The sequence below is a fragment of the Streptomyces sp. NPDC002403 genome, from assembly GCF_053593015.1.
Window position 1 is genome coordinate 1 of record NZ_JBSFBQ010000117.1, and the last position, 7,320, is coordinate 7,320.

The 7,320-nt window shown below is 66.1% G+C and carries 5 protein-coding genes and 2 pseudogenes; 3 read left to right on the forward strand and 4 right to left on the reverse strand.

The genetic code is table 11. From position 1 onward, the window contains the following. Positions 1-802: 802 nt before the first annotated feature. From ACWCPY_RS42580 to ACWCPY_RS42595, 4 genes and pseudogenes are all read right to left on the reverse strand, one after another. Positions 803-1,422: pseudogene (locus ACWCPY_RS42580) on the reverse strand (phosphotransferase). Positions 1,423-1,472: 50 nt separating this feature from the next. Beyond that, the gene (locus tag ACWCPY_RS42585) at positions 1,473-1,658 is read right to left on the reverse strand and encodes a hypothetical protein (protein WP_451274491.1); all 186 of its coding nucleotides are present in this window, start codon (positions 1,656-1,658) and stop codon (positions 1,473-1,475) included. 200 nt (positions 1,659-1,858) lie between these two features. Then, the gene (locus tag ACWCPY_RS42590) at positions 1,859-2,956 is read right to left on the reverse strand and encodes a hypothetical protein (RefSeq protein ID WP_451274493.1); all 1,098 of its coding nucleotides are present in this window, start codon (positions 2,954-2,956) and stop codon (positions 1,859-1,861) included. 577 nt (positions 2,957-3,533) lie between these two features. Further along, positions 3,534-3,770: a hypothetical protein gene (locus tag ACWCPY_RS42595; protein ID WP_451274495.1), complete on the reverse strand. Its 237-nt coding sequence runs from the start codon at positions 3,768-3,770 to the stop codon at positions 3,534-3,536. 1,408 nt (positions 3,771-5,178) lie between these two features. Between ACWCPY_RS42595 and ACWCPY_RS42600 the strand changes: the two genes are divergently transcribed. From ACWCPY_RS42600 to ACWCPY_RS42610, 3 genes and pseudogenes are all read left to right on the forward strand, one after another. Continuing rightward, positions 5,179-5,409 (forward strand): transposase, encoded by a 231-nt coding sequence (locus ACWCPY_RS42600; RefSeq protein ID WP_451274497.1) that lies wholly within the window; start codon positions 5,179-5,181, stop codon positions 5,407-5,409. Positions 5,410-5,468: 59 nt separating this feature from the next. Beyond that, complete coding sequence (locus tag ACWCPY_RS42605) at positions 5,469-5,654, forward strand: hypothetical protein (RefSeq protein WP_451274499.1); 186 nt, start codon at positions 5,469-5,471, stop codon at positions 5,652-5,654. Between the two features lie 393 nt (positions 5,655-6,047). Further along, positions 6,048-6,254: pseudogene (locus tag ACWCPY_RS42610) on the forward strand (IS30 family transposase); the annotation flags it as partial. Positions 6,255-7,320: the final 1,066 nt, after the last annotated feature.

Sequence of the window (7,320 nt, forward strand, 5' to 3'; positions counted from 1 at the left end):
GGCAAGGCGTATACCGCGGTATACGCCTTGCCTCCAACGAACTGGCCTCTCCTGGGTGCGATCTGTGCTCCGAGAAACGCGGTTCGAGACAGTTCTCGGTCTTCCGGTGCCGAGGAGCGCCTGCGATGCCGGTTGAGGTCGGCTCTATGGTTGCACGGTGGGGGAGTCCGGGCGTGGTGGGGCATGGTTCAGGTAGCGGGGGGGCAGGCGACGTTGAAGGCCCATCGGACGGGCTGGTCCGCCCCGCGGTAGCTGGCCCGGTTCGGATGTTCGCGAGTGACAGGGGGTCTCGGCGTCAGTTCCTTGCGAGCCATTACGGCGTCGGCGAACGCAATCTCGGTTCGCGAAGCTTGGCGTGGGTCTGTCGCTCTATCGCTGTCACGGCGGCGATGGTGCTGTGGGTCTTTAGTGGATCGCGGACAGTGCGGCACAGTGCCAGGGGCAGCTGTGCCGCGCGTCTTCACTGGTGCTTCGGGAGAGAGCTGCGGAGGGAAGGCGGATCAGTGGGTTGGGACGTTGCTGATTCGGCTGATTGGTAAAGCACGGTCGCACGGTCGGCTTGGGTGCCGAGTCTGTCGTTGATCTGCTTGGCACTGGGCGGGGGATTCGAGGCGAGGTTCGAGGGCACAGCGCTCGCCGTCGTAGTGGAGGGGCTCGATGAGGCCGATGTCCTGCGGGCCTTGCTCGGCTCATCTCTTCGGTACTTCGTCGCCTTCGTCGCCTTCGTCGCCTTCGTCGCCGGGTTGCCTGCCGAGTTCGCCCTCGGCTCCTGCGCACGTCCCTACGGCACCCCATGCCTGTATCAAACGCCCTTGAGGACATGGTCAAGTGCTGCCCGGCCTCCAGGTCCCCAGTTCGGCTTGCCACCGGGAAGGCCCCGATCTCCGTTCTGCCCCATGAGCATCAGGAAGAGGCTCTTCATAGCGCCAGCCCGCGGGCGCGCCGGATCGCCGCCTCGACTGCATGCGCGTATGTGTCGAAGAACCGTGGGGCGCCCGCGGGTAGCAGCACCCATGCGGCGGCAAGGTCCCACGCTGGATCGCCGGCGACCATGCAACCGAAGTCGACGATGCCCGGGAGTGTTCCGTCCGAGACGACGACGTTCGCGGGATGGAGGTCGCCGTGCACCCACACCGGCGGGCCCTCCCACGCGTGGGCCGCAACGGCGTCGCTCCAGACGGCCCGGACGTCGGTACCAGAAGAGGCAGGTGCGGGGCCAGCATGGGTAGCCACCGCCGCTTGTTGAGCTGGAACTCCGGGGCGGAGTCCGTGCGCGGCATGCGCACGACAAGCTCGTCCCCCGGGCGCCACATCTGGTTGCCCCAGCCGCCCCACCCCGCGGATGGCAAGCTCCTCAAGGTCTGGATGCCGCTTCTGCAGCAGGTCGCGGACCAGGTCTGCGGTGATCTCGGTGTCGGCCATGCGAAGTCACAGTACTGAGGCGGCAAGCAGAGCCGCTCTCGCTCTCCGGATCATCTCGCTGAGATTCCTCTGGCATCACCAATTTCGGCTTCAGAGGGCTGCAGATCAGAGATTTCGGGACGGTACGGCTCAGAGTTCAGATTTCCATGCTTGATGCGGATGTCTTCCAGGAGGTCGAACCCGACGATGTCCTGGAAGAAGGCAATGGCCTCGTAGTCACGCACGACAACAGTCACGAGCCCGAGATGAGTCATCAGGTGTTTCCCCCTTCCAGGCCGTACAAACGCGCCATCCCGCCCCTGCAAACCTTCCCGGTCACGGCATTACGCGTGGGGCAGTGCGGAGGCGGCAATCCGGCCCGCGGGCTTGGTGCGGGTCTTGTATTGGGCGAGCGTAGGGCGGACAGGGTCCGGGCCCCGGATTGTGGCCTGCTTGATCACGCCTGTACCTCCTGGCGGGAATCCATGCGGACCGCGTAGGTGCACAAGCGGATGCCGTAGAGGTCAAGAGCGTCATCGGGATCGGTGGCGTAGTGGTGGGCTACGTCGGGCCAGGTGTTCCAGTCGAGGCGGGCACGGAGCCGATCCTCGTCGGTGCGTTCCGGCTGCTCGTTGGAAACTGCGGTGGCGAACAGAGCGGCTAGTGCGGCCTGCTGGGCGGCGGCCCGGCCGGCGGTGCTGTCTCTCCAGGCCACGGCGTGCACGGTGTCGGCTCCGGTGGGTGCAGGGTCCTCAAGGTGGTTGTCGTTGGCGGTGTGGAGGGCGGCGGCGATAAGGCGGTGTGGATGGTCGGGCTGCCATGCGTATCCGGCGGCGTGTGCGTGCCCGGTTTCGACGGCGAAGCGGACGGCCTGGCCTCTGGTCCACTGCTGCTCGCCCATGTCGGCGCACACCCATCGGAGCTGGTCGTGGGTTGCTCTTCGGGTCCAGGGGACGTGGTGGTGAATGGCGCGGGCGAGTTTGTCGCCGAGTTGCATGCCTGCCGCGGTGACGGTGGTACCGAGGATCGTGGCCCGCTTCTTTCTGCCTGCCTGTTCCTGGGGTGTGGGGGAGAGGAGGCTGGAGGTCTTTGGCGACCGTGCTGCGGTAGTAGTTACACCCCCCACCATCTGAACCTGACTCTCTTCATCAGCTGAGGTAAGGGAAGGGGGCTCACAAGATCGTTTAGCTGAGTTGTCCACAGGGTTCGAAGCGGCTCTGTCTACTGGGGCGGTGGCAGTGGCCTGAGTGCGGGTTTCCCGCATCTGCCGGTAGTCGACAACGGCCCTTGCCTCGTGTCCGGTGCCGATGATGCGGTGACCGAGGGCGTGATCGTAGGCGGCCGGGATCACTGCGGCGTAGATGGTGGCGGTACCCGCGTACCCGCTGAGCCCGAGGGCGCGGCGGATGTTCGTACGGGTGCCGTGCTGGACCCAGGCGAGAGAGCCGAGCTCCCGGAGGTAGCTGATATGCCGCTTCACCGAGGCGCGGGAGATCCCGGTGCGGGCGACGATCTCGTTGAGGCAGTAGAGGACGTGTCCGGTGTCGTAATCCATACGCGCCCCCAAGTCTTGCGCGATGACGAGCGTGGTGGTGTTCGCCCGTGGGTGCAGGCCGGCTGCGATCAGCCATTCCACGGATCGGAGCCACCGACGCGGGCCGCTGCGGCGCGAGGTGGTGTGAGCGACCTCTTGCAAGGCACCACGGACCAGGGCGGCCTGGCCCGCATCGTACTCGTGCACACATTCGAATGAATCGTGTGGAGTGGTCGTGTTGCCATGACTTCGCTGGCACGGGATGCCACCAGAAAGTGGGGACTTTTGGGGTGAATCGCCCGTCCGGGCGCGTGGAAGCTGACAAGTGGTGTGCGCGTAGGGCACTATGTAGCTGCTTTCACTGTGCTGGAGAACGCCAAAAGTGGCTCTCGCTGCGATGGTGAAGGGGTTCGGGGAGAACCTGCTGTTCGCTCGACTTACTCGGTCCCGGTCGCCAAACCGGATCCGAAGAGTCAGGCCTTAGCTCGGAGCGCCAACTTCGAGCCGTATCAAGAGCCGCACGGTGCGCCAACACCAGCGGTAGCGGTAGAGGAAGTGCCCCCGCCAAGGGGCCCAATGCCTCCCGCTCAGGACGTTGCTATGTCATCTGATCTCCCTTACTGGGAGAGGTCTGCCCCTGTGCCTTTCCGACCAGGAAGTCATTGCGGTACCCGCCTCGGGCGACGACATGGAGCATGTCCTGCGTCCAGTCGCGCGGATACTCGGAGCGGTCCAGAGCCTCGTTCCACCCGGGCCGGTAGATGAGGTGGTGGCGCCCGAAGTCGGCGCCGCTGAGGGAGAGATAGGCGAGGAAGTTCTCGCCTCGCGCACTCATGCGATCGCGTGGGTAGCTGTGACAGGGTCCGTGCGGTGCGTCGCCGGTGTGATCTTCACGGCGGACGGCTGGGGCCTACTGTCTGTATGCCCGGCGATCCGGGTAGGCTTCGCCATAGAACTGGCACCTTCATTCTCGCGACTGTGTGGTGTCGGTCCGGCCCCGCTCCTGGGTGTGCAACCACCCAGAACTCTAGCGGGGCCTTCCCTTTGCCTTGGGGACTCCGTCAGGCGCATCCCAATTCTGAGTGGTCGTCTGGCGTCAGGCGCAGCCTACCGGTTCGGATCTCCACTCGTCCCTCCCCTTGACCAACGTGTCGCTGATCGGACTTGTCATCAGATAGGCAGTCCATCGCGCAGTTGCGCGGGAGTCGATCTCTGCCCTCGGCAGTGGGCGGCCTCCGTCAGGCGGACCGGGGCCCCCTCCAACCGGATCAGACGCTGCAGGGGCCGCAGCCCACACCAAGCTGGCACAAGGCTGCGAATCTCGATACACGGACATCGCATCCTCCTCATTGCGACGCCAAGAATTACAGGTGGGGGTCATTGGATCTGGGGACCGGACTGGGGCGAGGAAGTCGTACAGCAGGCCCGATCCCGGCATGACGGACAGAATTCAAACTCGGGCGGAACGACCGAGGGAGGAAGGCGCAGGCGGTAGGCGACGTACGGGGCGGGCGACGTGCGCAGCCGTCCGCGCGATGCTGACCACCATGGCAACGAAGCTCGGGCTCTTTATTGGCGTCGCTGTCTTCGCCCGCAGGATCCTGCGGCAGCCATCCCTGGACGCTCTGACCCCCACATAGCAGTTGGCCCCGCGGAACGTGCGAAGTGACCGCAGGGCCAACCCAGAGCACCGTCCTGTCAGGGCACCCACACCGACTGTACGGACAAACCATCCTGATCGCCCGTCGAGACCAGCCACGGGGGATCAGCAGAACCGTGGTTGGCGCCGAGACTCTGGTAACCAGCCCAGGGCAGTGCGGTGGGGGAGGGCGAGGGCGCTTTTGCCCGCACACAGTTCTGGAGGAACTGGATCTCCCTGGGCAGCATAGGGATGCTGGTTAACGGTCCCGGCTATGCCCGACAGCCCTTCGGACCAACTGCTCCTGTTACTGTCCCCCCACGCCAGCAATTCGCTGCGAAGGAAGCCGGAGAGGTTTTCCGAGGCGATCTTGCACACGAACCGGTTCATCCTCCGTCCGGTCGATGCCAGCGACATCCCGGACACACACACGAGCTGCGCGAACGCACTTACCCAGCGATGGCTGCCGCCTCCCAAGCCCTACACGCTGGATGGCGCCACCAACTGGTGTACAACCACTGCCCACTCCCTGAGGGAGGGACTGCTGCAGGGATAAGTGACACCTGACCTGGCTTGCCGAGAGGCTGCCTGGAAGGATGTTGCAGTGCCCAAGCCGTATCCGAAGGAGTTCCGCGAGGACGTCGTGCGGGGCGCGCGCAGTCGCGAGCCCGGCGTCACGCTGGAACAGATCGCCGCCGATTTCGAGGTCGGCCCGATCACCTTGTCGAAGTGGCTGCGCGGCGCCGATGCCGACGAGGGAGCCGGGCCTGCGGCGGCGTCGGGTGAGTTGGCCGAGCTGCGTGAGGCCCGCAAGCGGATCCGGTTGCGGGAGTAGGAGAACGAGGTGCTCAGGACGGCGGCGGCGTATCTGTCGCAGGCGAACCTGCCAACAAAATGATGTACCCGCTCGTCCGCGAGCTGGCCGCCGCCGACGCCCCTGTGCGGGTGCCGGTGGCGGTGACGTGCCGGGTGCTCGGGCTGGCCGAGGCCTACCGGGCCAATGCCCTGTTCGACGCGCATCGCGACGATCCGGAGTTCGGTCACCGCTTCCTCCTGGACGAGGCCTGCGTAGCCAGTTAGCCGATGGCCGGGCGGACCGCCTGGCGGATCTGCCGTGACAACGGCTGGTGGAGCGTGTTCGGCAAGCGAAGAGGCCGTGGCAAGAACGCCAAGGCCGGGCCGCCGGTTCACGACGACCGGGTCCGGCGCGACTTCACCGCCGACGGGCCGAACCGGCTGTGGCTGACCGATATCACCGAGCACCCCACCGGCGAGGGCACGCTGTACCCTGTGCGCGGGCCGCATCGTGGGTTGCTCTATCGACGCCCGCATGCAGTCCCGTCTCGCGGTGGCCGCCCTGGAGTCCGCCGTCACCCGCCGCGGCCAGGTCGCCGGATGCCTTGTCCACTCCGATCGCGGATCACAGGGCGGATTCAATCGATCGTCGCAACACCTTGATCGAGAGGTGGAGCGATGGGTGTCTTGGAGCACCAGAAGCGGGTGCGTGCGTATCGTGGGCAGATTCCGTCACCGGGTAGGCCGACGGTGGCCTGGCGTGAGAACAGGGTCAAGTTCTGGGCGGCGATTTCCCGTGGTGTCAAGACCGAGGATGCGTGTGTGGAGGCCCGTGTGTCCGCGCCGGTGGGATTCCGCTGGTTCCGGCACGCTGGCGGTGTGAACGGAAACGCAGGAAACTACCTGGCCTTTCTCGGACTCGCCACCGCCCTCTGCTGCTACAAACGGTTCCTCAAACTGACCATGTAGGACACCGTCTCAGTGCGCGAAGGCTGTTGGTTCCTTGCTGGTCGCGCCGGAGGCCGGGACTCGGTTTCGTGGTGGGGCATGACGCGACCGCTGCCGAAGCGGTCGTTGGCCTACGTTGGTGGGTGCAGGGGCACACGACCGAGGTGGACCTGCCGGTCTCCGCGCCGCTGCTCGACGCCGGCGAGACGGTCTCGGCCGACGAGTGCGAGCGCATCGGAGTAGGTTTGAACCTTGCTGGGCGGACGTGCGTCGAGTTGTTTTGGGGGGTGTCGCCCGGCTGGGGTGCGGGGGGAGGCGGTGGCCGGAGCGCTGGTCGGCGCTGGGTGCCCCCCCGGCCTTCGGCTCCCGGTTGTCTGCATGACCGCTGTGACGGTGCCCATGCTGTTCGTTCTGGGGGTGTGGCTGTCGGACTGTCCGAAGCCGCCCCGGATCCTGCCGAGGCGCGGACCGGGATGCGGACCGGGGCTGGGAGCGGGGTCGAAGTGGGTGAGGAGGCTGTCCTTTCCGTGGGTGTGGACGCTGCGGGGTGCCGGGCTCGGGCTGGTGGGGGAGTCTGTGGCGGTGGGCGCGGCGTGGGTGGGGACGACGCCATCGTGCCGGTCTCTGATGGGATCCGTGGGGCCGGCCCTTCCGGTCCGGTGAGCATGGCGGTGGAACTCGGCGTGGTCTGTGAGGAGATCGCGTGCGGTTCGGGGGTCGGGGGTGTGGGGGCCCGGGTCCGGGTTGTTGGTGGGCTGGGGTTCGGTGTTCTGTTCCTGGCTGGTTTGGTGGCCGTGGTCGGCTTCGGTGGCTTCGGGATCGGGGGTGCTTCCCCGGACGAGGCCTCCTTGGGTGGTGTGTGTCTGGGTGGTGCTTCCCTGGGTGGTGTGTGTCTGGTTGGTGTGTGTGTGATGTGTGATCAGGGTTTGTTGGGTGGGTGGTTTTAGTCGTGGAGGATATTCGGATCAGTGGTGGGCTGGCTTCTTTTGTGGAGGTCTGGCTT

What these genes read in the sequence shown, in the direction of transcription:
- ACWCPY_RS42595 (WP_451274495.1), bottom strand. Translation starts at nt 3,770, where the DNA reads ATGAGTGCGCGAGGCGAGAACTTCCTCGCCTATCTCTCCCTCAGCGGC.
- ACWCPY_RS42590 (WP_451274493.1), bottom strand. Translation starts at nt 2,956, where the DNA reads ATGGATTACGACACCGGACACGTCCTCTACTGCCTCAACGAGATCGTC.
- ACWCPY_RS42605 (WP_451274499.1), top strand. Translation starts at nt 5,469, where the DNA reads ATGATGTACCCGCTCGTCCGCGAGCTGGCCGCCGCCGACGCCCCTGTG.